21 protein-coding genes are annotated in these 22,356 nt (G+C 56.5%); 12 read left to right on the top strand and 9 right to left on the bottom strand.

Features of this window, described 5'->3' with window-relative positions; genetic code table 11:
* Positions 1-4: 4 nt before the first annotated feature.
* Positions 5-1,006 carry an LLM class flavin-dependent oxidoreductase gene (locus tag CLV83_RS17975; protein ID WP_132295759.1) on the bottom strand — a complete coding sequence of 334 codons (1,002 nt, stop codon included), beginning with the start codon at positions 1,004-1,006 and terminating at the stop codon, positions 5-7.
* Positions 1,007-1,198: 192 nt separating this feature from the next.
* On the opposite strand from CLV83_RS17975, the gene CLV83_RS17970 reads away from it, so the two are divergent.
* The 4 genes from CLV83_RS17970 (at position 1,199) to CLV83_RS17955 (ending at position 5,039) form a co-directional block, all read left to right on the top strand.
* Positions 1,199-1,909 carry a nuclear transport factor 2-like protein gene (locus tag CLV83_RS17970; RefSeq protein WP_132295756.1) on the top strand — a complete coding sequence of 237 codons (711 nt, stop codon included), beginning with the start codon at positions 1,199-1,201 and terminating at the stop codon, positions 1,907-1,909.
* A 51-nt stretch (positions 1,910-1,960) separates the two neighbouring features.
* Positions 1,961-2,872 carry a LysR family transcriptional regulator gene (locus CLV83_RS17965; protein ID WP_132295753.1) on the top strand — a complete coding sequence of 304 codons (912 nt, stop codon included), beginning with the start codon at positions 1,961-1,963 and terminating at the stop codon, positions 2,870-2,872.
* A gap of 146 nt (positions 2,873-3,018) precedes the next feature.
* Positions 3,019-4,239: a nucleoside recognition domain-containing protein gene (locus CLV83_RS17960; RefSeq protein ID WP_243642431.1), complete on the top strand. Its 1,221-nt coding sequence runs from the start codon at positions 3,019-3,021 to the stop codon at positions 4,237-4,239.
* A 26-nt stretch (positions 4,240-4,265) separates the two neighbouring features.
* On the top strand, positions 4,266-5,039 hold the full coding sequence (locus CLV83_RS17955; RefSeq protein ID WP_165900345.1) for an NAD(P)-binding domain-containing protein: 774 nt from the start codon (positions 4,266-4,268) through the stop codon (positions 5,037-5,039).
* A 153-nt stretch (positions 5,040-5,192) separates the two neighbouring features.
* Here the strand turns inward: CLV83_RS17955 and CLV83_RS17950 are convergent, their stop codons facing one another.
* Positions 5,193-5,462 carry a DUF2798 domain-containing protein gene (locus CLV83_RS17950; RefSeq protein ID WP_243642430.1) on the bottom strand — a complete coding sequence of 90 codons (270 nt, stop codon included), beginning with the start codon at positions 5,460-5,462 and terminating at the stop codon, positions 5,193-5,195.
* 332 nt (positions 5,463-5,794) lie between these two features.
* Between CLV83_RS17950 and CLV83_RS17945 the strand changes: the two genes are divergently transcribed.
* From CLV83_RS17945 to CLV83_RS17930, 4 genes are all read left to right on the top strand, one after another.
* The gene (locus CLV83_RS17945) at positions 5,795-7,123 is read left to right on the top strand and encodes a Rieske 2Fe-2S domain-containing protein (RefSeq protein WP_132295747.1); all 1,329 of its coding nucleotides are present in this window, start codon (positions 5,795-5,797) and stop codon (positions 7,121-7,123) included.
* 18 nt (positions 7,124-7,141) lie between these two features.
* Positions 7,142-8,134, top strand: a complete 993-nt coding sequence (locus CLV83_RS17940) for an ABC transporter substrate-binding protein (protein ID WP_132295744.1) — start codon at positions 7,142-7,144, stop codon at positions 8,132-8,134.
* 95 nt (positions 8,135-8,229) lie between these two features.
* Positions 8,230-9,228, top strand: coding sequence for a TAXI family TRAP transporter solute-binding subunit (locus CLV83_RS17935; RefSeq protein ID WP_243642429.1), 999 nt, complete (start codon positions 8,230-8,232; stop codon positions 9,226-9,228).
* Between the two features lie 34 nt (positions 9,229-9,262).
* Positions 9,263-11,173: a TRAP transporter permease gene (locus tag CLV83_RS17930; RefSeq protein WP_132295741.1), complete on the top strand. Its 1,911-nt coding sequence runs from the start codon at positions 9,263-9,265 to the stop codon at positions 11,171-11,173.
* A 533-nt stretch (positions 11,174-11,706) separates the two neighbouring features.
* Here the strand turns inward: CLV83_RS17930 and CLV83_RS17925 are convergent.
* Genes CLV83_RS17925 through CLV83_RS17910 form a run of 4 tightly spaced genes read right to left on the bottom strand, consistent with a single transcriptional unit; the run spans position 11,707 to position 15,175 of the window.
* On the bottom strand, positions 11,707-12,450 hold the full coding sequence (locus CLV83_RS17925; RefSeq protein ID WP_132295738.1) for a class II aldolase/adducin family protein: 744 nt from the start codon (positions 12,448-12,450) through the stop codon (positions 11,707-11,709).
* 37 nt (positions 12,451-12,487) lie between these two features.
* A complete protein-coding gene (locus CLV83_RS17920) occupies positions 12,488-13,003 on the bottom strand; it encodes a MarR family winged helix-turn-helix transcriptional regulator (RefSeq protein WP_104004003.1) in 516 nt (171 codons plus the stop codon).
* A 4-nt stretch (positions 13,004-13,007) separates the two neighbouring features.
* Complete coding sequence (locus CLV83_RS17915) at positions 13,008-14,210, bottom strand: Gfo/Idh/MocA family protein (RefSeq protein WP_132295735.1); 1,203 nt, start codon at positions 14,208-14,210, stop codon at positions 13,008-13,010.
* The gene (locus CLV83_RS17910) at positions 14,207-15,175 is read right to left on the bottom strand and encodes a PDR/VanB family oxidoreductase (protein ID WP_132295732.1); all 969 of its coding nucleotides are present in this window, start codon (positions 15,173-15,175) and stop codon (positions 14,207-14,209) included. Before CLV83_RS17910 ends, CLV83_RS17915 begins: the two co-directional genes overlap by 4 nt.
* Positions 15,176-15,308: 133 nt before the next feature.
* Between CLV83_RS17910 and nadC the strand changes: the two genes are divergently transcribed.
* A complete protein-coding gene (nadC, locus tag CLV83_RS17905) occupies positions 15,309-16,163 on the top strand; it encodes a carboxylating nicotinate-nucleotide diphosphorylase (protein ID WP_132295729.1) in 855 nt (284 codons plus the stop codon).
* A 271-nt stretch (positions 16,164-16,434) separates the two neighbouring features.
* Complete coding sequence (locus CLV83_RS17900; RefSeq protein WP_132295726.1) at positions 16,435-17,802, top strand: UbiD family decarboxylase; 1,368 nt, start codon at positions 16,435-16,437, stop codon at positions 17,800-17,802.
* 397 nt (positions 17,803-18,199) lie between these two features.
* Here CLV83_RS17900 and CLV83_RS17895 read toward each other — a convergent pair whose 3' ends face one another.
* Positions 18,200-19,099, bottom strand: coding sequence for a LysR family transcriptional regulator (locus CLV83_RS17895; protein ID WP_132295723.1), 900 nt, complete (start codon positions 19,097-19,099; stop codon positions 18,200-18,202).
* A 120-nt stretch (positions 19,100-19,219) separates the two neighbouring features.
* Between CLV83_RS17895 and CLV83_RS17890 the strand changes: the two genes are divergently transcribed.
* Together CLV83_RS17890 and CLV83_RS17885 are read left to right on the top strand one after the other, a co-directional pair.
* Positions 19,220-19,663, top strand: a complete 444-nt coding sequence (locus tag CLV83_RS17890; RefSeq protein ID WP_132295720.1) for a (R)-mandelonitrile lyase — start codon at positions 19,220-19,222, stop codon at positions 19,661-19,663.
* Between the two features lie 233 nt (positions 19,664-19,896).
* Complete coding sequence (locus tag CLV83_RS17885) at positions 19,897-20,535, top strand: carboxymuconolactone decarboxylase family protein (protein ID WP_132295717.1); 639 nt, start codon at positions 19,897-19,899, stop codon at positions 20,533-20,535.
* Positions 20,536-20,610: 75 nt separating this feature from the next.
* Here CLV83_RS17885 and CLV83_RS17880 read toward each other — a convergent pair whose 3' ends face one another.
* Both CLV83_RS17880 and CLV83_RS17875 read right to left on the bottom strand, forming a co-directional pair.
* Positions 20,611-21,132 carry a cytochrome b gene (locus CLV83_RS17880; protein WP_132295714.1) on the bottom strand — a complete coding sequence of 174 codons (522 nt, stop codon included), beginning with the start codon at positions 21,130-21,132 and terminating at the stop codon, positions 20,611-20,613.
* Between the two features lie 154 nt (positions 21,133-21,286).
* Positions 21,287-22,297, bottom strand: a complete 1,011-nt coding sequence (locus CLV83_RS17875; protein ID WP_132295711.1) for a TRAP transporter substrate-binding protein — start codon at positions 22,295-22,297, stop codon at positions 21,287-21,289.
* Positions 22,298-22,356: the final 59 nt, after the last annotated feature.

Below are 22,356 nucleotides of genomic sequence, written 5' to 3'. Positions count from 1 at the left end.
CTGTTCAGCTCTGCGCCCAGGCCTGGCCGATCAGTTCGATGGAACGGATACGCGCTTCAGGATCATGGATCCAGGAGTTGAGCATGATCTCGTTGGCGCCGGTACGGGCAACCAGGTCGTTCAGCTTCTCGCATACCTGTTCGGCGGTGCCCCAGGCGGATTCCCGCAGCTGATTGTGGACGCGCTGCGCTTCGCTGACGTGCCACAGCTTGTTCATATCCTCCACCGGTTTGGGCAGCAGCGTATCGGTGCCGCGACCCAGGTTGAGGAACTTCTGCAGCTCCGTAGTGGCCAGGTACTCCGCCTCCTGCTGGGTGTCAGCAGCGACAGCATTGACGCAGACGATCACGTAGGGCTTATCCAGCTGCTCGGACGGCTGAAAGTTCTCGCGGTAGTAATCGATGGCCGCCTGCATCGCATCCGGCGCGAAGTGAGAGGCAAACGCCAGCGGCAGACCTTTCATCGCCGCCAACTGTGCGCTGTAGGTGCTGGAACCCAGCAGCCAGAGCGGGATATTCAGTCCCTGGCCGGGAATCGCCTTGATCTTCTGGCCGCGAGCCGCCGGCTTGAAGTAACCCTGCAGCTCTTCCACCATTTCCGGAAAGTCCAGGCCATTGGAGCGCACGTCACGGCGCAGCGCACGCACAGTCTGCATATCGGTACCCGGTGCACGGCCCAGGCCCAGATCGATGCGCTTAGGGTAGAGCGACTCCAGCGTACCGAACTGCTCGGCCACCACCAGCGGCGCATGGTTTGGCAGCATGATGCCGCCGGAGCCCAGACGGATACGGGAGGTTTTGGCGCCGATATGGCTCAGCACCACGGCGGTCGCCGCACTGGCGATATCGATCAGGTTATGGTGCTCAGCCACCCAGAAGCGGTGGAAGCCGGCCTTTTCAGCAGCCTGCGCCAGACGGGTGCTGGTTTCCAGGGCATCGGCGGCGTTAAAACCCTCGCCAATAGTGACCAGATCCAGCGCAGAAAGCGGTACGGTGTTGCGCGTCATCTTCATTCTCCTCAGCCCTGATACAGGCCGTTTAAACATCGTCGTAATTCAGGCTGCAAAGTATGATTGGTCACATAAAATCGATAAACAGGGTTACATTCCAATCAATGTAGACTTAAATTCTCCAATAGAGACCCGACTCAGCGTTTAGACTGGCTTCTTTCATTACAGTGGATTGGATTGAGGAGCACGATGAACGACAGCCGCTATTACGCCATTCGCGATATCGCCCACCGCTGGTTCGCCTTCTTTGAGGGCCAGACCGAAAGCCTGGAAGAACACCTGCAACTGTTTGCGCCGGACGTGCGCCTGATCCACGCCGGTCAGCACCTGCTGGCCGAGGGACAGTCTGCAATGGCTGACTGGCTGAAACAGGTGCCGCCGGCAACGGACTCTCACTTTATAAACGCCCTGCACTGGCAACCGACATCGGATAACCGAGCCCGGGTTGAGATGGAGATCGGCTACCAGGTGATGCAAAACGGCGAGCTGGTCGGCGGCGCGGTCATCGAATACCAGACTGAAGTGATGTTTACCAAATCCGGTGAGGCAGCATTTAGCTTTCTGCAGAAGACCCCGGTAAGCCAAAACCCGGACCGGGAGTTTAAGGATTCCTTCGCCGCCAACCGCCTTGGCGCCACCGCAGCACGGATCGACTTTCTCTTCGCCACCGGCCAGGCCGACCAGATCGCGGATGAACTGATGGAACCGGGCGCAGACGAACAGTGGCACCAACTGATAGCCCAACAAGAGGCAGAAGGTCTGAGATCCGCAAGAACTGGCGAGCAGGATGAAACCGCCCTGTCTCTGACACTGAAACTGTCTGGCACACAAAGCCTGAGCCTGTTGCTGACGGAACAGGCTGGTCGCTATTTAAAGGTGCGGGCGATAGAGTTGGATTGAACTGAATTTGATTGCGCTGAATATAAACGAGTAAGGCAGCGATAGCCGATTATGCGGAACACTGATCATCTGGGCGGGATAACCGCTTTTGTCACCACCGCCCAGCTGGGCAGTTTTACCGCAGCGGCAGAACGGCTGGGCCTGACCCGATCTGCCGTGGCCAAGAGCGTCGGCCGCCTGGAAGAGCGGCTGGGCCTGAAACTGTTCCAGCGCTCCACCCGACGACTAAGCCTGACGCCGGATGGCGAGCGCTACCTGGCCAGCTGCCAGAGCGCCCTGGATATTCTGGATGAAGCGGAAGCGGATCTGACCTCGCACACCACCCGCCCTGCCGGGCGTTTGCGTGTCGACCTGCCTGCCGCATTCGGGCGCCAGCGGATTCTGCCGCTGCTGCTGGAGATCGCGCGGGAATACCCGGAGCTATCGCTGACCGTCTCCTTCAGCGAGCGCTTTGTGGACCTGATTGAGGAAGGCATAGACCTGGTGGTGCGCATCGGTGAACTGGCCGACAGCAGCGGCCTGGTCGCCCGTCGCCTGACGACGCAGAAGCTGGTGATCTGCGCCTCGCCGGATTATCTGCACCAGAACGGCGAACCGGATTCCATCGACGCCCTTAGCCGGCATCGCTGCGTAGTCGGGGTGCGCCGTAATCAACCGGTCTCCTGGCTGATGAAGCAGTCCAATGGCGAACTGACACGGGTAACGCCTCCCGCCACCCATGAATTCGCCGATGGCGAGGCTCTGCTCGGCGCGGTACTCGGCGGATGTGGCCTATCCCAGCTGCCGTTATGGCTGGTGGGCGAACATCTCAACAGCGGCGCCCTGCAGGAGGTATTACCGGGTTATTCTGGCGGCGAAGTGCCGATCAGCGCCGTCTGGCCCCATAGCCGCCGGGTATTGCCGAAGATCCGCCATGTGGTCGACCGGCTGGTGGCAGCGTCCGAGCAGGGGTTGCTGGACTGACTGCCAGACGCCTCCAGCCCTTCCCATGTAGGTTGTCCCTGGCAAAAGCAGATGCTGTAGACGTCATTTATCCCGCTAATCCGCCGGGATATATCTGTTATGCTCAAAGCACAACAACTTAAGCCTGAGCGCGGAGGTATAGGGAATTGAACCAGGTTTGGGCGGGCCTGATGCTGATCAGCATCCTGGTTGCTGCGGTGCGCTGGGTAGGCGGCGACGCCGAGGTATTACAGAAGTTGGTCGACAGCGGTTTCGATATGGCGAAATTGTCGGTGGACATAGCCATAGGACTGGTCGGGCTGCTGACGCTCTGGTCCGGGCTGTTCCGCATCGCGGAAATGGCGGGGCTAGTAGAGAAGCTCAGCCGTGCGCTCTCTCCTCTATTTTCTAGACTGATGCCTGAGGTGCCACCAGGGCACCCGGCGCAGGGGGCGATCACCATGAACCTGGCCGCAAACATGCTGGGTCTGGATAACGCCGCCACCCCGCTCGGCATCCGCGCCATGCAGGCGCTGCAGCAGCTTAACCCGATCGCGAACACTGCCAGTAACGCGCAGATCCTCTTTCTGGTATTGAATACTTCATCGGTGACTCTGCTGCCGGTGACCATCTTTATGTACCGTGCCCGGGCCGGTGCCGCCAGCCCCACCGATGTGTTCGTACCGATTCTGCTCGCGACCACCGCCTCTACCCTAGCCGGCCTGCTGGCGGTGATGGCGATTCAGAAGATCCGTATGGACCGGGTGATTCTTGGCTCCCTGGCGGCATTTGTCGCCCTGGTGGCGAGCTTCGTTTACTGGCTTGGTCAGCTGCCGGTGGACCAGCTTTCCCAGGTGTCATCGACCATCGCCAGCGGCCTGCTGCTCGGCGTTATCGCCCTGTTTATTCTCACCGGATTGATTCGCAAGGTGCGGGTTTACGATGAATTTGTCGCAGGTGCCAAATCCGGGTTTGAAACCGCAGTGATGCTGATCCCCTATCTCGTCGCTATGCTGGTGGCGATCGGTATGTTCCGCGCCAGCGGCGCTCTGGACCTGCTGCTACAGGGAATCGGCAGCCTGCTGACGGCCATGGGCATCACCACCGCTTTTGTCGACGCCCTGCCGGTGGCCTTTATGAAACCGTTCAGTGGCAGCGGCTCGCGCGCCATGATGCTGGAGACAATCAACGCTCACGGCGTTGACTCCCTGGCCGGTCGTCTGGCAGCGATCATGCAGGGTTCCACCGAAACCACATTCTATGTGCTGACGGTTTATTTCGGCGTGGTCGGCATCACCCGTATGCGTTATGCGCTCTGGGCCGGCCTGCTCTGTGATGCGGTAGGGATCACCACCGCCATTATTATCGGCATGTGGTTTTTCGCATAAAACACCACCCATGAATGAGGTTTTGCATGAGTGACACCCTCGGCATTCTCGGCGTCGGCCACCTGGCCAGCTATGTAGTTGCCGGCCTGCGTAACGCCGGGGACAAACGCCACATCCTGCTATCCCCTCGGGGAAAAGAAACCGCCGAGCGGCTGCGGCTTGAACACGACTGTGAAATCGTCACCGATAACCAAACGCTGGTCGACCGTTGCGATACCCTGCTGATTGCAGTACGCCCGGCGCAGCTCGAATCACTGCTCAAACCACTGAGTTTCAAACCCAACCAGCTGCTGATCTCCTGCGCGGCCGGTGTGTCGCTGGCCCAGCTCAAGCCTCTTACTGCACCGGCCCTGGTTGTACGCACCCTGCCCCTGGCCTGTGCAGAGTTTGGCGCCGGAGCGGTACCGCTGTTTCCCGATAATGAAACAGCAGGCAAGCTGCTCTCACAGCTTGGCGAACTGATTGTGTTTGAGAATGAAGAGAAATTCGAGCTGGCCTCCACCGCCGCCTGCATGAACGGCTGGATCTACGATTTCCTCGATCAGCTCAGCGGCTGGTTCGCCGATCAGGGCCTGAGCCCAGAGCAGGCCCGTGCATTGGTCACCCAGCAGATCAGCGGCGCCACCGCTCTCGCTTCAGCCCGGCCAGATCTTCCACTCAGTGAGATCAGTGCATCTATAGCCACCGAGGGTACCTTTACCAAAACGGGACTGGACCTGCTGGCAGACAGGCACGCAATCGCTCCCTGGAAAGAAGCTTGTGAAGCTATTCAAAAAGCGCTTAGCGCAGGAAGCGAGTAGACACAGAACAGAGCACCATTTTCACTTCCAGTATCTGACGGCTCTCTACTTCACCAGGGAGGCAAGTATCCGGGCCTGCGGTATTAATCGCTCATAGTCCCTACGCGATTTACCACAGAGTTCTGCGGGAATCGCCCCTCCCTCTATGCCTGCTTAACTGCACTCTCCCCCTGCTCTTACACCGCATTTCTCCACACCTTTTTCCAGCCGATCAACCACCTGACCGCTGAGCCGGTGAATCGTTGGCGTGCAGGTAAACGCTATGACGGCGGCTGCAGGCCAGCACAGCAGAAACGCCTTCAGCCAGTGCGCCATGAACTGGTCATTCAGGCTGATATTCAAAAACGTAACCCATCCAGACATCGTCGATGACAACACGAATGACATCATGAAGGTGAAGACGATTCGCTGTTTCAATTTCATATAAGTTTTCTCGTTTTGCGTCTGCGTCCCAGGCCTCTGATCTCTTCCACTCTTCAGAAGGCCCGCTAAAAGTTGGCACCTAATCGGCACCCAAATAAACTTAGAGGCCTAAGATAACAAAATAACTTCCGGCGCTCCAGAGTGCAGCTCACCCCTTTCTCTCGCGTTCAAGAACTGATCATTTTTTTCTTGACGCAGATCAATCACTACCCTAGCCTCTAAAAACATTAGATATCTAATTTTATTTCAATCTGCTCTACCGTGCAGAACGAAGTCGAAGCAAAAGAGCTCTGATGAGCTCCGAAAAATAAGAACAGAAACAGGAGATATCGATGCTATCCCACCAGGACAATGAACTGCTGTGTCGCGTAGAAGGCGATGCGCCTATGGGTAAGATCATGCGCAGCCACTGGTTGCCCGCCTGCTTGAGCGAAGAGGTTGCTGAGGTCGACGGAAAGCCGGTACGCGTGCGTTTACTCGGCGAGGACCTGGTTGCATTTCGCGACAGCGACGGCCGCGTCGGCGTTGTCGATGAAAAGTGCCCGCACCGCAAGGCCTCCATGGCGCTGGGACGTAATGAAGAGTGTGGCCTGCGTTGCCTCTACCATGGCTGGAAAGTGGACGTGGAAGGTAATGTGCTGGAAATGCCTTCTGAACCTGACGGCTCATCCCTCTCTGAGAAGGTAAAGGTCAAGGCTTACAAAACACATGAGGCCGCCGGCTTTATCTGGGTCTACATGGGTGACCAGGAGAACATTCCTGAATTCGATCCCCCTGTATTCCAGCCCTCACCGGATACCAAGATCTCGATCGCAAAAACCAAGATAGACTGCAACTGGGCGCAGATTCTGGAGGGCGCGATCGACTCGGCACACTCCTCTACGCTCCACTCCACCGACATGGTGCCTGCCCGTAAAACCCAGGCCGAGGCAGACGACCAGCTCTGGTACAGACCATCCACCGATCGCGCTCCACGCATGCAGGTTGAGGAAACCCCTTTCGGCTTCCGCTACGCAGCGATTCGCCGCCCGATCAAAGATGCCAAGACCCATGATTATGTGCGTACCACGCTGTTTATCGCACCGTTTACCGTTCAGATTCCTCCAAATAACCGCTACAACATAGCCATACTTCACATACCGATCGACGATACTCACACCGCCTTCCACTTCATTGCCTGGGGCGACAAGAGCACCACACCTGATACAGAAAGCTGGCGTAAATTCCTGGCGCTGCAGGTCGGCATCGATCTCGATCAGTCGTTCAACCGTTTTAACACCTATGCCAATGATTACGGCCAGGACCGTATCATCATGAAAACCGGCGAAAGCTTCACCGGTATCAGGGGTATCCCTAACCAGGATATCGCCATGTGGGAAACCATGGGTGCTATCGCGGACCGTTCAGAAGATCGTCTCGGCGCGAGCGATCTGGCGATTGTGCAGTTCCGCCGTCAGATGGTACGCGCTGCAAAATTGGTCGCTGAGGGTGGCGCTGTTATAGGCACCAATGAACCACGTATCCGGCACAGTGAGCTGAAGTCGTTTGAGGGTATAGTGCCAAAGGATACGCAGTGGCGTAATCTGGGTCGTGCTCCAGGTGAAGAGCCGCTCGCCGAGCCGAAGGCGGAAGTCGAAGAACCAGAAGTCGTAGCCTCTTGACCTAGCGAGCCCTTGACGATGAGTAAATTGAATCTGTCTGTGGCGGTCGGCAACTACGACCGCATGCGCCCCCTGGTGGATGGCGACGTACAAATTGACGGTGTCGATCCCGTCTTCATGCTGCACGACCCTGAAGAGATCTTCTTCCGCGCCTTCAGGCATGCGGACTTTGATATCACCGAACTGTCGATGAGCAGTTATACCGTTAAAACGGCAAACAACGATTGCCCTTATGTCGGTGTGCCGGTATTCCCGTCCCGGGCCTTTCGCCACACCTCTATCTATATCCGTACAGACCGTGGCATAGACAGCCCCGAGGACCTTCGCGGCAAACGGATCGGCGTTCCCGAATATCAGCTGACTGCGAATGTGTGGGTGCGCATGTTCCTGGAGGAGGATTACGGCGTAAAACCGAATGAGATGATCTGGGTTCGCGGCGGCTACGAAGAAGCCGGTCGGGTCGAGAAGATCACGCTTAACCTGGCTGATGGCGTAGAAGTGATTAACGCCCCAGAAGGCGAAACTCTCTCCAACATGCTGGCGAATGGCGATCTGGATGCTGTTATCGGCCCACGTGCACCGAGCTGCTTCAGCAACGGGCATCCCAATGTCGGCTATCTGTTCCAGGACCCCATGGCCGAAGCCAAGGCCTGGTATCAGCGCACCGGCTTATTCCCGATCATGCACCTGTTGGGTATCCGCAAGACCCTGGTTGAGCAACACCCCTGGTTACCTTTTGCGGTGTACAAGGCTTTTGAACAATCCAAGGCTGCGGCCCTCACACGTTTATCGGACACATCGGCAACCAAAGTAACCCTGCCCTTCGTTGAAGATCAGCTCAGAGCAGCCCGTCAGCTGATGGGCGAGGATTTCTGGTCTTACGGATTCGATGCCAACCGAACAACGCTGGAACGCTTTTTAAGCCAACACCACAGGGAAGGCCTTTCCAGCCGCCTGGTGAAGCCAGAGGAACTATTTCATCCGGCCAGTATGGAGAGTTTCAAGATTTGAATAAACGGGGTCCGGCGCGAGGTCGGACACCCAGAACCCTAGGGTATACCCCAACAATACAACTAGAAAAACCAACAACAAAAACAAGAGGTTCTATGATGATTAAAACAATCAAGCATTGGCTGATTGTACTTGCAGCCGTGAGCACCCTGGCCATCTCATCTCAGGCACGCGCCGAGTCATACAACATGACCGTAGCCGGCGCTTCACCGGGAGGCCTCTGGAGTCTTCTGGGTGCCGGCATCGATGCCAGCGTCAAAAAAGCCTACCCCGGTTCTACCATCACCTACCAAACCTCTGGTGGTGGTATCGCGAACGTAGGGGTACTGGATCGTGACCAGGCCGATATGGCGCTTATCCACGATGCTGAGATGTTGCTGGCAGAATCTGGCAGCGCTCCCTTCCGCGAGCCAATCACCTCCCTGAGCGTACTCTCATACATGTATACCTGGGCGCCTATGCAGGCACTCATGCGCAACAGCTTTGCCGAAGAGTATGGCATCGAGTCTTTTGAAGATATCGCAGAAGTTAAACCGCCCATCGTGGTGGCGATAAACCGTCGCGGCAACATCGCATCCAGCGTCGCTGAAGAGATGTTTAAGGCGATCGGCGTAACGGCTGACGATATCAAAAGCTGGGGCGGCGAGCTGATTTACGCGGCCTCCGATGAGCAGATGAGCCTGATCCAGGACCGTCGCGCCGACATGATTCTGAACTCACTGTTTGTTCGCCACAGCTCCATCATGCAGGCCGGCAATAGCGTCGAACTGACGCTGCTTCCGCTTGCCCAGAGCACCATCGACACCGTGAATACCAGTAGCGGTACGATCGCCTTCACCATCCCCGCCGAGACCTATGAATGGTCACCAGCCGAGGTTAACACCGTATCACTGGGCGCAGCCCTGGCGGTGCGCGCCGATATGGATGAGCAGACCGCTTACAACCTGACCAAAGCCCTGTTTGAGAACTACCAGACCCTCGCAGGAGTGCACCCGGCCATGGCCGCACTTACCCCTGAGGTAATGGCCTCGGTTGAAGCTGTTCCTTACCACAAGGGAGCTCTGCGCTACCTGACCGAAGCCGGCCTGAAATAAGGCCTGCTCTTCAGACAATTAGGGGTGAGTGACTATGCGCCAACTGCTGAGTTCACTGGTTGAAACGGGAACCAGAAGAAAGTTAACAGGCAAACTCGGCACAACCGTTAAAACTTGTGCTGCACTGATTGCTATCGCTGTTATCTATACCACCACGGTCGTCTACATCGACCTGTTCGTCATGACAGTCGTGTTTTTGTCCGCCATTCTCGCGCTGCTGTTCCTGATGTACACCGCCGGTCCCAATGGCCGGCTGGACCGCCCAAGTGTAATGGACTGGTTATTTTCCGTAGCCAGTGTCGTCGTCGGCATCTACTTCTTTGTTGAAAGCGGTCGTATAGCCGAGCGCATCACGCTGCTGTTCCCACTGGAAACGCCTGACCTGGTCGCCGCATCTGTACTACTGGCATTGACCATTGAAGCCACACGTCGAACGGTCGGTGTGGGCCTCACCAGCGTGGTTTCTGTCTTCGTGCTGTATAACCTGTTTGGCCACAGCCTGCCTGCGGGACTTGGCTTCCGGGAAGTCAGCTACAACCACTTTCTCGACATCATGATGTTCACCACCGACGGTCTGTTCGGTGTACCTCTTCGGGTAGCGGCAACCTACGCCTTCCTGTTTGTTTTGTTCGGCACCTTTCTTTCTCGTGCGGGAGGTGCCGACTTTTTCTACAACTTCGCATCCTCACTGGCCGGACGTAAGGTCGGTGGCCCCGCGAAGATCTCGGTAATCTCTTCCGGCCTGTACGGCACCATGTCCGGCAGCCCCACCTCGGATGTGGTTACTACCGGTTCGATTACCATTCCGATCATGCAGAGGCTCGGTTACAGCAAGCCGCTCTCCGGCAGTGTTGAGGTAGCCGCATCAACAGGAGGCAGCCTGCTTCCGCCGGTGATGGGCTCGGCAGCCTTTATAATGGCCGAGTACACCGGGATCGATTACCGCGATATTGCTATCGCCGGCATCGTTCCAGCCCTGCTCTACTACCTCTGCGTATACACCCAGATACATCTGCGCTCCCGCAAGATGGGCCTTGGCGGCTTGAACGCTGACGAGATTCCGAAAATGCGCACAACACTGAGCAATGGTGGGCTCTTTATTATCCCGCTGGTAGCTCTCTCTGTTGCGCTGATTCTCGGATACTCGCCCACCTACGTGGCTGCGATCGCCACGCTGGTAGTACTCATCGTCTCCGCGGTAAAACCGTCCACCAGAATGAGCGTCCGCGATGTGTGGGATGCCCTGGGTGAGACAACATTGAGAATGGTAGCAGTGGTCGCTGCCTGTGCGGCGGCGGGCCTTGTAATCGGCGGGATTTCGATGACAGGTCTCGGCGGCAAGTTTGCCGACCTGGTATTCCTGCTGTCCGGCAACAGTACCATTCTGGTTCTGGTGATTTCTGCAGTGCTGGCGATCATTCTCGGTATGGGTATGCCAACGCCCTCAGCCTTTATACTGGCGGCCGTACTGGTCGGACCGACGCTGAACTCCCTGGATTTCAGCCTGATGCAGACCAATATGTTCATTCTGTACTTCGCCGTCCTCTCTGCGATGACTCCTCCTGTTGCCGTAGCGGCCTTTGCAGCCGCAGCGATCGCTGATGCCAAACCTTTAAGTATCGCAGTGGGTGCTGTGCGCCTGGCGATCACAGCGTTTATCGTACCTTTTGCCTTTATGTACGGGGACGGATTGCTGTTGAACGGTAGCTGGATTGATATCTCTACCGCCTGCATCACCGCCGGCATTGGGGTCATTCTGCTCAGCATCGGGATTGAGGGATTCTGGAAAGACAGCCTGACCACCCAGGCCCGGATCGGCTTCGGTGTTTCCGGCCTGCTGTTCATCTTCCCAAGTACGGCGGCCATCGTTGCGGGTGTGATTCTGTTCATCGTTTCGATGCTGATGACGCCTCACCTTCGATTTCGAATGAAGCTATCTAGCTGAATGAAGCGAATAGGAAAGGTTTAGCTTTTCGAAAAAACGAGTTGGTCCTGTAAGACCCTTTTAGCCGGTACGATGCCAAGATCGCACCGGCTTTTTTTCGTTCGAGCAGAACGTCATAACACTCTACGTTACTTCGCCAAATATCATCCTGGCGGCTGGAAAACGAAGGCCAGCCTCCCCCTCAAGCCTCCTACCTGATCCTCAAACTCTACAGCAGCTCCCCATCTGCTCACCTTCTATTAAATAGAGAGTACCCAGCCTCTTTCGAAGTCGACGCCCAGTAAAAAAGCCGGGCTCACAAGGATCATCAGACGACACGGACCGCAGCGACAGAACAGGCAGCAAAGGAGAGGCAACAAAAGAATGGGCAGTAAGACTGGAGGACGCGAGCAGGCGCGTTTAGCGATAGTGGCGGCCTGCTTTGGAGATGAAAGCGGAGAATGGACCGACCTGCTCGCTATTTACAAGCGGCTAAAACAAAAAGGAGCGGCTCCATTACGGAGCCGCTCCTGCAGGCAGAACCCTTTTTGGCACTAGCTTTCCTGCCAGCTTAACTGCGCCTTGCGGGCATTCATTCGCCAGAGCTGCCAGGGGCGCTCGACCTGGCCTTCAATGGTCTTCTGGGTAGTCTGGGTTTCACCGTCGGTCAGGAATTCAATGGGACCGAGGCGACTGGCTTCGGCCTGTAGCTTCGCATTCACTTCAACATATACCGCACGATAGACCGCCTGCTTCAGCGTTGGCGCCACAACGGTGGAACCATGGCCCCGCATCAAGACTACTGTGTTGTCAGCCAGTGTATCGGATAGCGCGGCACCCAGCTTCTGGTTGGTAATCAGCAGATCGGTCGCATCACCGGCCACATCACGAATCTCGAAATTCGGTACATGATTACCGATAAAGCCACTCATATGACACATGGGGCGAAGCGGGCTCGACTTTACGGCGCTGAACGGCACTACGGATGGTGAATGGCTATGCACCACCGCCATGACATCTGGCCTGGCGCGGTAAATCTCCCCATGTATATAGCGCTCCAGGTAGACCTTCCGGGTATCGCCATCGACCACGTTGCCGTCTAAGTCGAATTCGATAATATCTTCACGAGCCACCAGACCTGGTGCCATATTTCGCGAGAGAAAATAGTGGTGCGGTTTTTCCGGATTACGCACGCTCACATGCCCAAAGGCATCCACGACCCCCTGGTTAAACAGGATAAGATTCGCATCGACCAGGTCATCGAGCAGGCTACTGAGCAACTTCGGTTGGGTTTTCATTATTATTGGATCTCCGGCTTTGCAGGCGATCTCGCGTTCAGCCGTCGGGCTCACCTTCCGACTCGGATGACTGATTGTCGACCGCCAGGTTATCTATCATGGTAAGCAGTGTCTTACGGGTCGCTTCACTCTCGGCTTCGGATACGCCCGCCAACGCAATGTGGTTGACCTCCTCTGCCAGCGGAGTCAGCACGTCCTTGAGCTCCTTTCCCTTATCAGTCAGAAAAATATGCTGCTTGCGACGATTACCGTTTAAGTGTCTGCGCTCGATGAGGCCATTCGCCTCCATCGCTTTCAGCGCAGTAAAGGTTGTAGGCTCCATCACGCCCGCCTGATCACTGAGTTCTCTCTGAGACAGGCCTTCAGTAGCCCAGAGAATCCTCAGAAATGACCAGTGGCCAAAGCTGACTCCATGTTCGGCCAGCCTGCGCTGGAGGCTTTTGGCAAGAAGACGACTGGCGTCGCGCACCAGGTGCGCCATACGATCGTCCGGCACCTGCTGATGCCAATGCCGCAAAACACTTTCCGTTTCACGGACGTCACGCTTTGTCATAGAGTCAGGCTCCTTCTGCCCTCACCGGGCACTGATGATACAAGTCGATCGCCTGACCGGTTCGCGCTGACTCTAGCAGCGCGAAGCACACTTCCATGGTTGCTAACCCCCACTCGCCGGAATGGATTGGGGGAACATCGTTACGAACTGCGGCGATCAGTTCGTCGAGAACTTCCCGCCGTGGAATATCAGGCGCTCCCAAGGGTACAAGACGGTGTTCAGTATGACCATAAACGTCGATGCCGGCGGGGGTTGGCTTCAGATCGGCCACTTCGCAACTGGCCATGATCCAACCAAAGTGGTTATGTGCGATCCCCTCAAGCGAAGTATTTGAAAGTCCCAAGTCAGGGCCATAGGCACGCCGGTTCTTCAAAGCAGCCTCCTCCTCAGACGAGGTCACGGCTTGCAGTGCAGCACGAGCTTTGCCGTACTCCGAAGGCCCGCGAGGCTGCCCCAGCTCTCCGCTCCAGCCGTTCAGTTCATCGCTATCGAAATGGCCATAACCGCTGTAAGTGAGGGTGGCAAAACACCCATTGGCGAAAGTCAGCAATGCGGAATAAGCGCCTTCGGTAGGGCGCTTGGGATCCCACTGACCGGTTTGCGCCATAACCCGGGTGACTTCACCGCCGCCCAAAAGACGCACGATATCAACCTGGTGAGCCGCCTGGCTGTACACCACTCCGCCCCCCTGAGCTGTATCCAGTTCTTCAGGCCGACGGGGCCGGTAAAGAAAGTCGGTGTAGTTGAAAGCGTTGATCATTTTTACCCGACCATATTCACCCGAGCGGATCATTCTGGCGGCTTGGAGATAAGGGGAATCAAAGCTGTGGCTATGCCCAACGAGCAACCGACACCCCGCCTGTTGCATCGCATCGATCATTGCCCGGCAATCAGATAGCGAAAGCGCCATCGGCTTTTCAACCAGTACATGCTTGCCATAGCGCGCAGCACACTCCACCTGCTCACGATGCAGGCCGTGAGGTGACGCTATATAAACGGCTTCAACCTCAGGGTTCTGGCATAGCATCTCGAAGTCTGAATAGCCGGTGCCACCGAAATCCGCCTCAAATCTCTCCAGAGCTTCAGTTCTAGGATCTGCTGCCGCCACCAGCTTTACTCCGGGATGCGCCGCTATTGTCGGCATCAGCAGCATAAAACCGCGTCCCAGCCCCGCAACCCCCAGGCGTAATGGGTTTGATGCATTCATTCGGGCAGACCTATGACCAGCTCTTTGGTCAGAGCACGAGACACACAGGGGATAACATAACGCTCTTGCTCTTCATCACTGAGCAGAAGATCACGATGGTCAGCCTCCCCCCCCAACAGATCACAGCGACAGGTGCCGCAGGTTCCGCTTTCGCAGGAGTAAGGAACATCGACTCCGTGTTCGTTGAGCGCTTCAAGCATGGTCTGGCCCGCCCCCACGCTTACAATTTCATCGCTCCCCTGAATCCGGACGCTGAAGGGCTCGTCATCGGGGCGGTGCGCCGCATCGGCAGAGCCAAAATCCTCGAAATGCACGCTGCTCGGAGACCAGTGCCCGGTCATATCGCGCACCTCTTCCATCAACCCGCGCGAGCCGCAGCAATACAGATAAGCACCTTTCGGCTGTTCCAGCACTGGCCAGAGGTCGAGCCGGTTTTCGGGGTCACCGTGGGTGTGATGAATGACCACCTTGCCGCGGTATTCGGGTAACTCGAACTCATCAAGAAAAGCTGTTTGTTCGGGATGACGACTGAGGTAGTAGAGCTTCCAGGGCTTGCCTGCGGTCTCGATCAGTTCCTGAATCATCGCGTATAGAGGCGTTATACCTATGCCACCGGCGACAAAGATGTATCGGGTAGGATTACCGGTCAGGGGGAAGTCATTAACCGGCGCCGAGATCGCAAAGGTATCGCCAACTTCGCTTTCATCTACAAGACTGCGCGAACCGCCCTTTCCTTCGGCTTCGTACTTAACAACGATCACATAACGATCAGTTTCGCCGGAGCCCTGGCATAGCGAGTATTGGCGCTCCTGGCCACTGGGGACCTGAACCTTAATATGGGCGCCAGCTTCGCTGGGGGGGAGTTCAACGCCAGGTGCCGGAGCAAATTCAAAACGATAAATGCCTTCGGCTACGGCTTCTTTGCTAACGAGAGTCACAGACAGATCAAGCGGTGCATGGGCCATGGAATGCTAGCCTCCTATTATTCTTATATATCTAAGTTTATTGCCAGTCTGCGAAAAATACAGGATCATTGCAAGCAGGAATTACGAACTGCAATCAGCTGCAATCCACCAAAAATAAGAGTAGAGAGGTTCTATGTACCCCATCGATACGGCTCAATTGAGAATGGCCATTAGCGAAAATGTCGTGGCAGCATTGGCCGAGGATGTAGGCAGCGGTGACATAAATGCCGCTCTGATAGGCACCGACAGTCACGCCCACGCACGAATCATCACCCGCCAGGAAGCGGTGTTCTGTGGCCGTGACTGGGCCGACGAAGTATTCCGGCAGCTGGATCCTTCGGTTCAGCTGGAGTGGGAAGTATCGGATGGAGATAAAGTAGAGCCCAACGCTACGCTGGTGACTCTGCAAGGGCCAGCACGTTCGCTGCTGACCGGAGAGCGGGCCGTGCTCAATTTCCTGCAATTACTTTCAGGCACCGCAACGCGAACCGGCTGGTTCGTTAAGCAGGTGGAAGGCACTGGCGTACAACTTCTCGATACACGCAAAACCCTCCCGGGGCTTCGCCTGGCGCAGAAATACGCAGTGAGATGTGGCGGCGGTCAAAATCATCGTATGGGTCTCTACGACGCTTTCCTGATCAAGGAAAATCATATTGCCGCCTGCGGTGGACTGGCTGAAGCCGTAGAGGCCGCACACCGTTCCGCTCCCGGTAAACTTGTAGAAGTGGAAACCGAAACCCTGGAAGAGCTTGACCAGGCCCTGGATGCGGGCGCTGATGTGATTATGCTCGATAACTTTTCCTTGTCGGATACCCAAGCCGCCGTTGAGAAAAGTCGCGGCAGAGCCAAGATTGAAGCGTCCGGCGGTATCAACAACGAGACTTTGATCGCGATCGCCAGGACCGGCGTCGACTTTATCTCCATGGGCACACTGACCAAGGATGTAAGCGCCATCGATCTCTCGATGAGACTGAGTGTCATCGACTGACTCAAAAGGCGGAGCCAGATACTGTCTCCGTCGTCGTCCCTTCCATCACCACGGATGGTAGCTTTACCGAAGCGGGCCTGGATCTGCAGACAGAAACACGAGCAACTGATCCCTGGAAACAGACCAGTGAGACCGTTAAGCTCGCATCTAATAAAAGCTGCATCCTCCAAACTAGCTGCTACTCAATAGTTCCGGTCAACTAGCCTACGGCTGGTCACTGCATCGCTTTCTATATCCGCTACAAACGCAAAGATAGATAAGGAATTTACAAATGGACCTGGGAGAGAGGAATCTCACCGATATCAACCAATACCTGGCCTTTCTTGAAGCCAACAACAATTTAATTCGCGTAAAGACAGAAGTAGACCCGAAGCTGGAGATGGCGGGGATCGCCAAAAAGCTCGAGGGCACCAAGCCGATCCTTTTCGAGCGCGTTAAAGGCAGTGAGTATCCGGTATTGATCGGTTTGTACTGGAACCGGCATATTCTCGCCGACATTCTTGGCACGACCAATTCTCAGCTGCCCTTTGTCTTGCAGAACGAGATCAAGCAATGGCATCTATCACCGATGGAGCCGGTGGTGCTTAAGCAGGGGCCTGCCAATGAAGTCATTGAGCTTGATGTAGACCTCACCAGCCTGCCGATTCCTCATCATGCCGAAGGCGACGGCGGCTCCTACCTGACATCAAGCGTGGTCATCGCCAAGGACCCGGATACCGGTGTTCGCAACCTGTCCATTCACCGCATGATGGTGACCGGGAAGAATCGCCTTACCCTGCTGCTGGAAGAGCTTGGCCACTTGATGGACTACTACAAGCGCGCAGAAGCGAAAGGCGAAGCGCTGGAGATCACCGTCAACAATGGCATCGATCTTCCTTTGACCGTCGCTGCCGCCGCTCCTGCTTCAGCCGCTCCCATCGATATGGACGAGCTGGGCATCGCCTCACAGATGCGCGGCGAACCGGTTGAACTGATTGAAGCGCAGACCGTGGCGGTTGAAGCGATTGCCAATGCACAGTTTGTGATCGAGGGCCGCATTCTGCCGGAAGTGCGGGAGATCGAAGGCCCCTACGCCGAGGTGACCGGTTACTACGCCGAACAGGCCCCCCGTTGGGTGTTTGAAGCCACTGCCATTACGCGCCGAAAAAATCCCATATTCCACTCCATCCTGTCCGGCAAAGAGGTCCGCAATGCCTACGGGATGAGCGCCAGTGCCGGAGCCTTCACCAAAATCAATGCCCTGGTACCCGAAGTCACGGCGATACACTTCGCCGACGGCAGCGTCCCCTATCACCTAGTGGTGCAGATCGACAAGAAACATGAAGGCAGCCAGCGCAATGCGATGATGGCGGCTTTCGTGGCGCTCGCCTTTGTCAAAACCGTTACCGTGGTGGATACCGATGTGGATATTTACTCATCAGAAGATGTGGATTGGGCGGTAGCGACTCGCTGCTGTTATGAAAAGGATCTGCTGGTGATCCCGGACGCTATCGGACACCGGTTAAACCCGATGGTGGAAGAAGATAAATGGACCCGCCTGGGTATAGATGCCACGGTACCGCTGCCTCGACCGGACAAGTTCAGACGCACCACCAATGTCGATGTGGAGCTGAGCGATTACCAGATCGAAGGCGTGTAACGTAATTAACGAGGTCTGGCCTTTCTAACGCCTTGATGAAAACGGCGCTGGATGCCTCAGGACGACCTAAACGCAGCGATCCATCCCCTTTGGCGCTGCCGAGCATCGCAGGCTGAAAGAGATACAAGGGAAAGGCTGTTTGAGCCGCGAAGCGGTGAGTTCCCTTTCCCGCTCTTTCAGACGAGAAGCACAGGGCAGTCGGCGTAGCCGACCAAGGCATAGGGGCGGTTTGGGATTGCAAAGGGGCTTGTCCGAACAAGTCCCTTTGCTCGCCAGCAGGCGAAACCGGCCTCAAAAAATGCGGAGATCATTGATCTCGCGAGTGACCAATAGCGTGATGCCTCATAGGGAGCTTCATGTAGAACCCACTGCTATGCCAGTGGCAGCTTGACTGAGGCTATAGCGGAGCGCCATCACGCAGCGCATCCAGCACCACCCGGAAAGCGGCGGTCTGCTGACGACGGCTGGGGTAATAGAGGTAGTAGCCGGGGAAAGGCTCCGACCAGTCTGTCAGCACCTCTTGCAGTTCGCCGCTATCGAGATGCGGCTGCGCCAGCCCATCCGGTATCTGCGCCAGGCCCACTCCGGCCAAACAGGCATCCAGGATCTGAATCACGCTGTTCATGATCAGCGGACCATCCACCCGTACCCGGGATTCCTCTCCGTTTCGCTCAAACTCCCAGGCATAGAGGCCGCCGTGGGTGGGTAGGCGCAAATTGATGCAGCGATGGCTGGTGAGATCGTTCGGCGTAGCGGGTACCGAGTAGCGCGCCAGATACTTGGGTGATGCCACTGTAACCATCCGCACCTGTTTTACGATCGGCACGGCAACCATATCCGCCGCCAAAATACCGCCAAGCCGGACACCGGCGTCGCAACGCTCCGCCGCAATATCGGTCAGGCCGTAATCGGTGACCAGCTCGACGGTTATCTCGGGATATTTATCCAGCAAGGCCAACAGCCGGGGCCAGAGTACATAGCGCGCCGCGTACTCATCGGCGGTAATCCGGACGATGCCCGCTGGCCTGTCGCGCAGGTCGGCCACCGCCGACAGGTGTGCATCGATCTCATCGAGCAGTGGAGCGATCTCACGCAGCAGCTTCTCCCCTGCTTCGGTGCGCGTCACGCTGCGGGTGGTGCGCGTCAGCAACCTCACCCCCAGGCGCTCCTCGAGACCGCGCATGGTCTGGCTGACCGCAGAGGGCGAAACGCCCAGGTGTGCCGCGGCACGGGTAAAGTTGCCCTCCCGGGCAACGGTCACGAATACGGAGAGAGCATCCAGGCTTTGAGTGGTCATTGTTAAGTTTTACTTCACACTGCATTAAGGATTTAACGTATACAGAAGATAATCCTAATTTGCTAGATTGGTATTACTCAACAGGCAGTACAGAAACAAGATTCCGATCAGGAGGCACCTATGAGCGCTACAGAAAACAACCCTGACGACATGCAGGTTATCCGCGCCGGTTCGACCCCGGCGATCAAGGGGCCGGCCGACTGGTTCACCGGCACCGTACGTATCGACAAGATTTTTAACGCCCCGGAGCCGTCCCGCATTGGCATGGCCGTAGTCAACTTTGAACCGGGCGCTCGCACCAACTGGCACACCCACCCGCTGGGTCAGGCACTGCTGGTCACCGATGGCGTTGGCTGGACCCAGTGTGAAGGCGGCCCGCGCACCGAAATCCGTCCCGGCGACATCATTTACTGCAACTGCGGCCGTCGCCACTGGCATGGCGCCACCGATACCACCTACATGCAGCACGTAGCGGTGCAGGAAGCGCTGGATGGCAGCCCGGTCACCTGGATGGAGCCGGTTACCGATGAGCAGTACCTGAGCGGCCCAATCAAGAAAGACTGAACGCCGATCACGCAGTCATCGACTCCCTCATCGGTAACTTACTGGCAGCGTTGATCACTGCCGCATTTCAGCGACCGATGCAGCCCTCCCCGCTAGATACTGGCAACACCCAGTATCTAGCCTGCGCGAAAAAGCCGCAGCCAGCGTAATCCTCTACGTCGACTGCGCTGCCAACCCGCCGATCAACGCGCAGGCGAGGAGAAGGAGCTCACAACTCAAAGGAGGTTTTTCTCATGACCAACACAGCATTAACTCCCCGTCAGCAAGCACTTATCCCAATCGCAGCCTTTGCGGCAGCTGGTGATATCCCCCAGCTGAACACCGCCCTGGCACAGGGCTTGGACAACGGCGTCAGCATCAGCGATGCCAAAGAGGTGCTGGTTCAGGTTTATGCCTACGCCGGATTTCCGCGCAGCCTTAACGCCCTTGGCGCGCTGATGAAACTGGTGTCGGAGCGCAAAGAACAGGGCATAGAAGACGATCCCGGCCAGGAGTCGCCGAGTAAGACCATCCCTCAGGGAAAAGAACTGCTGGCCGCAGGCACCCGCAACCAGACAAGCCTGGCCGGCGCACCGGTTCAAGGCCCACTGTTCGATTTCGCGCCTGCCATCGACACCTATCTTAAAGCTCACCTGTTCGGCGATATCTTCGAGCGCGATAACCTGGACTGGAAAGACCGTGAGCTGGCCACCGTGAGTATGCTGTCGGCACTGACCGGTGCCGAATCTCAGGTAGGCTCCCACGTAAATATCAGTATGAATGCCGGTGTCACAGCCGATCAGCTGCGCCAGCTCGTAGAGGTGCTTAATAAGAAGGTGGATACAGCCGCCGCTAAACGTGCCGGCGATGCGCTGGAACAGGCACTGGCCTGATCTGCTGATTGAGCAGAAAGACTCCGCTGCGTTATCGCCGAATACAGAGCTACCGCAGCGGAGACGAGGACCGGCTTACGCCATACGCTTGAGCGTATCGTCCTTGTGTACAAAGTGGTGCAGCAGCGCCATGCCGATATGGCCAAAGATAAGCAGCGCCAGGGCCCAGCTCAGCGGTGAATGCAGGCTGCCCAGGCTCGCGGCCCAGGGGATATCGGTACCGCGGGCAACCAGCTCCGTACCGAAAACGGTCAGACCATAGCCATTACCCAGCATTATCGAGACACCGGTTATCGGCATCAGCAGCATACCGAGATAAAGCATGCCGTGACCCGCTTTAACCAGCTTGGCGGAAGCGGGATCCTGTTCCGGACGCTGATTGCGCTGGCTAATGCCCCAGAGTATCCGCAAGACAATCAATACCAGCAGCAAGCTGCCGAATGATACATGGGTCGGCACCAGGGTTTTCCCAACCCAATGTTCACCATCGTTAATCCGATCAAAGAACTTCAGCAACTGCAGCCCGATCAGCAGTGCCATCGCCCAGTGCATTATCCGGCTGACAATGCCGTAGCGGTCTTGCGAATCCTTCAGCATGGAATCCCTCCAAAAAGTGTATGAAATCAGATAGACCCATCACACATTCCTGGGTTCCGTGTAATAAAAACAATTGTGCTATAAAACAAAAAATCCCGGCATGCGCTTGCTGGACATGCCGGGATTGGCCCTCACGGGGAGGGAAGCTTGACGCTTAAACGCCGCAAACCTCTTTCAGCTCTACCGCACGCTCGTAGACTTTTCTCGCCGGGATGTTTTTCGCTTCCAGATCGTTGATGTACTGATTGGTGATTTCACCCAGTACCGGCTCCCAGGCTTTGCGCGCATCATCGGTGAGCGGGATCAGCTTGTCGCCCATCTCGACCGCCTCTTTCATCGACTCCTTGTCCAGGTTATCGAAGATAGCGGTCATGTACTGCGACCATTTCGCGCCGGAATATTTGTCGAGTACGGCTCTGAGATCGTCAGGCAGCTTCGCGTAGACGTTCTTGTTCATGGTGACCACAAACGCCAGCGAGTAAAGGTTGACCTGGGTGTGGTAGTTCACCAGCTCATTAAGACGGAACACCTTGGTGCCATCCCAGGAGATCGCTACGCCATCGATCACATCACGCTGCAGTGACTGGTAGATTTCCGGCGCGGGCATGCCCACCGGCTGAGCACCCAGTTTTTCCAGCAGCGTACCGACTGCAACGGTTGGGCGACGGATGCGCATCCCTTTCAGGTCATCGGGGTAAAGCATTTCTTTGTCGCGGGAGTGAAGCTGCCCCGGGCCATTGGTGTAAACAAACAGCACGTGGGAATCGTCATACTCGGAGGAGACCTGGCCTTCGTCATACAGTTTCTGCAGCATGCAGGAACCCTGGGAGCCAGAGTTGACCATCCCCGGCAGCTCGACGATCTGGCTCAGCGGAAAACGGTTGGCGGTATAGCCCTGCACCGTGGCGGTCATATCAGCGATATTATTCACCACCGCATCATAAGCGGCACCGGCCTTCACCAGCGTTTGCGAAGGGTAAAGCTCGATATCGATCCGCCCCTGCGAATCCTCATTGATCATCTTGCCCCACTCAGCAAACCCCTGGTGGATTGCTGAGTTAGCCGGCCAGGGATGGGCGAAACGCAGCGTCACATCTGCTGCCAGAGTACTCATGGAAAAGGCAGCCAACGCACTACCCATCGCAACCAGTGTTTTTAATTTCATTCGAAGTTTCCTTTTATATTTATAGTTTTACCTGAGGCGAAACTTTTCTTTATTGGGCT

The sequence above is a fragment of the Marinobacterium mangrovicola genome (assembly GCF_004339595.1).
Classification (GTDB): Bacteria; Pseudomonadota; Gammaproteobacteria; order Pseudomonadales; family Balneatricaceae; genus Marinobacterium_D; species Marinobacterium_D mangrovicola.
The sequence above is the reverse complement of the archived record's forward strand: the minus strand, read 5'-3'. Positions and strand labels throughout refer to the sequence as shown.

Coding starts and splice junctions, on each gene's coding strand:
- CLV83_RS17965 (WP_132295753.1), top strand. CDS start 1,961: ATGCGGAACACTGATCATCTGGGCGGGATAACCGCTTTTGTCACCACC.
- CLV83_RS17935 (WP_243642429.1), top strand. CDS start 8,230: ATGATGATTAAAACAATCAAGCATTGGCTGATTGTACTTGCAGCCGTG.
- CLV83_RS17920 (WP_104004003.1), bottom strand. CDS start 13,003: ATGACAAAGCGTGACGTCCGTGAAACGGAAAGTGTTTTGCGGCATTGG.
- CLV83_RS17890 (WP_132295720.1), top strand. CDS start 19,220: ATGAGCGCTACAGAAAACAACCCTGACGACATGCAGGTTATCCGCGCC.
- CLV83_RS17930 (WP_132295741.1), top strand. CDS start 9,263: ATGCGCCAACTGCTGAGTTCACTGGTTGAAACGGGAACCAGAAGAAAG.
- CLV83_RS17950 (WP_243642430.1), bottom strand. CDS start 5,462: ATGAAATTGAAACAGCGAATCGTCTTCACCTTCATGATGTCATTCGTG.
- CLV83_RS17975 (WP_132295759.1), bottom strand. CDS start 1,006: ATGACGCGCAACACCGTACCGCTTTCTGCGCTGGATCTGGTCACTATT.
- CLV83_RS17910 (WP_132295732.1), bottom strand. CDS start 15,175: ATGGCCCATGCACCGCTTGATCTGTCTGTGACTCTCGTTAGCAAAGAA.
- nadC (WP_132295729.1), top strand. CDS start 15,309: ATGTACCCCATCGATACGGCTCAATTGAGAATGGCCATTAGCGAAAAT.
- CLV83_RS17895 (WP_132295723.1), bottom strand. CDS start 19,099: ATGACCACTCAAAGCCTGGATGCTCTCTCCGTATTCGTGACCGTTGCC.
- CLV83_RS17875 (WP_132295711.1), bottom strand. CDS start 22,297: ATGAAATTAAAAACACTGGTTGCGATGGGTAGTGCGTTGGCTGCCTTT.
- CLV83_RS17885 (WP_132295717.1), top strand. CDS start 19,897: ATGACCAACACAGCATTAACTCCCCGTCAGCAAGCACTTATCCCAATC.
- CLV83_RS17940 (WP_132295744.1), top strand. CDS start 7,142: ATGAGTAAATTGAATCTGTCTGTGGCGGTCGGCAACTACGACCGCATG.
- CLV83_RS17900 (WP_132295726.1), top strand. CDS start 16,435: ATGGACCTGGGAGAGAGGAATCTCACCGATATCAACCAATACCTGGCC.
- CLV83_RS17925 (WP_132295738.1), bottom strand. CDS start 12,450: ATGAAAACCCAACCGAAGTTGCTCAGTAGCCTGCTCGATGACCTGGTC.
- CLV83_RS17970 (WP_132295756.1), top strand. CDS start 1,199: ATGAACGACAGCCGCTATTACGCCATTCGCGATATCGCCCACCGCTGG.
- CLV83_RS17915 (WP_132295735.1), bottom strand. CDS start 14,210: ATGAATGCATCAAACCCATTACGCCTGGGGGTTGCGGGGCTGGGACGC.
- CLV83_RS17880 (WP_132295714.1), bottom strand. CDS start 21,132: ATGCTGAAGGATTCGCAAGACCGCTACGGCATTGTCAGCCGGATAATG.
- CLV83_RS17955 (WP_165900345.1), top strand. CDS start 4,266: ATGAGTGACACCCTCGGCATTCTCGGCGTCGGCCACCTGGCCAGCTAT.
- CLV83_RS17945 (WP_132295747.1), top strand. CDS start 5,795: ATGCTATCCCACCAGGACAATGAACTGCTGTGTCGCGTAGAAGGCGAT.